Raw genomic sequence first — 3,932 nt, forward strand, 5'->3', positions numbered from 1 at the left:
TCACCGCGAGCGGCAACGGCGTTTCGCGGGCGCCGAGCACGCCGGCCAGCTCGTCGAGCGCCGGGGCGGCGACCACCAGCGGCCCGACCAGGTCGGTGTACCAGGCCGCCGAGTACCCGTCGTGCGCGGCGACGGCGTCGGGCAGCGGGGACAGGCCGGGCGGGAACACCGCGGCGTCGTCGCACAGGCCGGTGAAGAGCGCGGGGATCACGCCGACGGCCCCCGTCCCGACCAGGTCCACGCGTAGCCGGGGTCTTCGCTCGCCAGCCCGCCTTCGCCGAGTTCGAGCGGGCGGAACGTGTCGACCATGACGGCCAGCTCGTCGAAGAACTCCGCGCCGAGGGACCGCTCGACCGCGCCGGGCTGCGGGCCGTGGCTGTGGCCGCCCGGGTGCAGGCTGATCGAGCCCTGGCCGATCCCGGATCCCTTGCGGGCCTCGTAGTTCCCGCCGCAGTAGAACATCACTTCGTCGGAGTCCACATTGGAGTGGTAGTACGGCACCGGCACGGCGAGGGGGTGGTAGTCGACCTTGCGCGGCACGAAGTTGCAGATGACGAAGTTGTTGCCCTCGAACACCTGGTGCACCGGCGGCGGCTGGTGCACGCGGCCGGTGATCGGCTCGAAGTCGGCGATGTTGAACGTGTACGGGTACAGGAACCCGTCCCAGCCGACGACGTCGAACGGGTGCGTGGGGTAGACGTACCGGGTGCCGGTGATGCCGCGCGAGCCGCGGTGCTTCACCAGCACCTCGACGTCCGTACCGTCGGCCAGCAGCGGCTCCTCGGGCCCGTGCAGGTCGCGCTCGCAGTACGGCGCGTGCTCCAGCAGCTGCCCGAACTTCGAGAGGTACCGCTTCGGCGGCGTGATGTGCGAGTTCGCCTCGACGACGTACGCGCGCAGCGGCTCGTCCCCGAGCGGCACCCAGCGGTGCGTGGTCGCCCGCGGCAGGATCACGTAGTCGCCCTGACGTGCTTCGAGCACACCGAACACGGTCTCGACGCGTGCTTCGCCGGACTCGACGTACACGCATTCGTCACCGACGGCGTTGCGGTACAACGGCGAAGTCTCCCCCGCCGCGACGTAGGAGATCCGCACGTCGCCGTTGCCCAGCACGAGCCGTCGCCCGGTCACCACGTCGGCGCTTTTCCAGTCCTGGCCCGGGAAAAGCTCGTGGAGCTTCAGGTGCCGCGGGATGAGCGGCCGGTTCTCGGTGAGCGACTGGTCCGGCAGCTCCCACGGCGTCGCGTCGACGATCGCCGACGGCACCCCGCGGTGGTAGAGCAGCGACGAGTCCGAGGAGAACCCCTCCTCACCCATCAGCTCTTCGTAGTACAGCCCACCCTCCGGCGTGCGGTGCTGGGTGTGCCGCTTGGGTGGGATGGTGCCCGCACGGCGGTAGTACCCCATGGTCGCCTCCTCGGCCGATTTAGTTCACATGTTTACTAACTGCGGCTCCGCGCGTCGAACCCGGCGCGGCTGGTGATCAGCTTGCCCAGCAGCATCACGAGGATGCGCTGCTCGGTCTCGGTGAGCGCGTCCGTCCAGCCGAACTCGCGCTCGTTGTGCTCCTGGAACACGGAAACCATCTCGTCGTGCCCGGTCCCGGTCAGCGAAAGCCGGACCGAGCGGCCGTCGTGCTCGTCCGGGGTGCGGTCGAGCAGGCCGTCCGCGACCAGCGCCTTGGCCAGGTTCGACACGGCCGCCCGGCTCATCCCGGTCAGCCGCGCGGCGGTCTTCGGCTCCAGCGGGCCGGCCAGCCAGACCACGAACAGCAGCCGGAACGCCGACCACGACCGCCCGCGCGGCCGGTGCACGGCGGCCTCGAGGTCGTAGGTCACCAGGTCGGAGGCGCGGTTGAGGGTCAGCAGCACCTCGGTGGCGAGCTGGTGCCGGAAGCCGTACTCCTCGGCCAGCCGCCGGTTCGCCAGCGCCACGAACGACCAGAAGTCCAGCTCGGCGGCGGTCACGTCCTCCACGACCGCAGCCTAACGCCGGCAGCACAGATAGTCAAAGTGAAAACTATCTTTACCGGGCCGCGCTCTCCCTGATGTACGCCGGCAGCCCGGCCCACCACGTCGCCGCCGTGCGGACGCGGGCCGGGAGCTCAGGACGGCCGACGACTTCGCCGAGGAGCGCTCGGCGGTCGCCGATTCCCATGCAGTACACCAGCCGGTCGAGCACCGACGCCGAGCGCGCGCTGTCGTCGTGCCGGGCGTTCTCGGCGTAGCGGGCGAACGCCCGGCGGTAGAAGTCGTCCGGGCTGACACCGCCGACGTGGCCCAGCGCGTACGCGGCGGAATCGCGGACCGCGATCCCGAGGTGGTCGGCGAGCACCATCGACTCGATGAGCCGCCGTTCCTCCGCGCCGCCGAGGATGCGCAGTGCGTCGAGGAGGCGCTGGATCCGGTCGGGGTGGCCGCGCCGCCGGAGGGTGGCGGTCAGCTCGCGGGCGAGCGCGTGCGCCAGCGGCGCGCGGTACGGGGTCGCGTAGAGCAGGAACATCGTGCAGAGCCGGACGTCGAACACGGGGTCGTCCAGCATCTCGCCGATGAACACCGCGAGCAGCGGGTCGGGCGGCGGCTCCTCGATCGCTTCCAGGGTCTCGGCGGCCAGCCGTTCCGAAACCGGCGCGGCCGCCGGCCACAGCGCGGCCATCGCCGCGGCCCACACCCGGCTCGGGACTTTCGCCTGCAGCTCACGGGGAAGGAGCTGCAGCAGCCGGGCCGCCAGCGACGTCCGTTCGCCGCCGCCCGCCGCCACGAGCGCGCACAGGATCGGCAGCAGGGACGCCGTCTGCCGGTCGTCGAAGTGCCCGAACCGCAGCTTCTTGACGCTGGTCAGCAAGGCCCCGTAGAAGGTCCGGTCGGTCAGCGGTTCGGTGAGGTGGCGGACGACCGACGAACTGGCGTCGGGGTGGGCGCTCGCGCTGAACACGCCGAGGGTGCCGATCAGGCTCTGCGCGGAGGTGTCCGCGGCCGCCGCGGCCGCGGCGGTCATCGCCGCCCGCTGGCCGACCGGGTGCACGATGAGCCGGTGGAACGCCTCGGCCCGGCGCATCCACGAAACGCCGTCCGCGATGCACATCTCGGTGAGCAGCCGTTCCGAAAGCCGTTGCCAGGTCGACGCGGGACTCAGGATCAGCTGCGGCCGGACCGCGAGCAGCTCGGTCAGGCGATCCCATTCCTCGCTGCCGAGCACGGCTTCGGTGACGGCCAGGTCGACCAGCTCGTCGAGCGGCGCCCCCGGGTTCGGCCGCCGGTGCCGCGCCCACGGCGGGACGGCCTGGGTCGGCGGCGTGAGGTACCGCGCGACCGTGTCGTTGACCGCGACGAGGAGCCCGGGCCGGAGGTCGAGCATCCGTTCGTAGCGCCGCACCGCCGCCCCGGGCACCGTCGTGACGCGGTTTTCCCAGCGGGACAAGGTGCTGACGGACACCGACGGGGTCACGCCGTCGGCGTCGAAGTCCGCGGCGAAGGCCGTGAGGCGGCGGTACCGCGGCCGGGCGCCGAGCACGCGGTTCGTCCGCAGCAGCCAGCCCGCCCGCCGTCCCGCGCTCACCCGTCGCATCGCACCGCCCTCCCGCCCCCAGCGAACAACGAGCCGTCCCGCCGGGGCCAGCGGTGTTGCAGAATTGCCTCGAACGGGCCCGCCGCCTGCGCTGAACGCGCCGGGCCGGTTCGGCCGCGCACCTTGTCAAGGGGTGTTGCCGAAGGGTTTTTCACTGCGACGGCGAGCTTCCACCCCGCCGTTCCTTCCTACCGTCGATGCGCGGCAGGAAGGAGGCAGCGATGGAAACCCACCACTAGGCCACCGTCACCGGGTGCCGGACGACCGCGCCGAACAGGTAGCCCTGCGTGTTGTACGGCGTCACGTCGGGCTGCCGGGCGCCGGTGGCGTCGGTGGCGCGCGCCCGCAGCGTGTACGGCCCGGCC

General features: G+C 71.9%; 3 protein-coding genes and 1 pseudogene. All 4 read right to left on the reverse strand.

Translation table 11 applies throughout. The annotated features are described in order from the left end of the window. Positions 1-241: pseudogene (locus tag G3I65_RS48540) on the reverse strand (hypothetical protein); the annotation flags it as partial. Next, positions 208-1,407, reverse strand: coding sequence for a homogentisate 1,2-dioxygenase (locus tag G3I65_RS48545; RefSeq protein WP_160702331.1), 1,200 nt, complete (start codon positions 1,405-1,407; stop codon positions 208-210). The gene G3I65_RS48545 and the pseudogene G3I65_RS48540, both read right to left, overlap by 34 nt. A 35-nt stretch (positions 1,408-1,442) precedes the next feature. Next, positions 1,443-1,976: a MarR family transcriptional regulator gene (locus G3I65_RS48550; RefSeq protein ID WP_160702333.1), complete on the reverse strand. Its 534-nt coding sequence runs from the start codon at positions 1,974-1,976 to the stop codon at positions 1,443-1,445. Between the two features lie 49 nt (positions 1,977-2,025). Next, a complete protein-coding gene (locus tag G3I65_RS48555; protein WP_160702335.1) occupies positions 2,026-3,558 on the reverse strand; it encodes a hypothetical protein in 1,533 nt (510 codons plus the stop codon). Positions 3,559-3,932 lie beyond the last annotated feature (374 nt).

Source organism: Amycolatopsis sp. SID8362, from assembly GCF_010550475.1.
GTDB classification, from domain to species: Bacteria; Actinomycetota; Actinomycetes; order Mycobacteriales; family Pseudonocardiaceae; genus Amycolatopsis; species Amycolatopsis eburnea.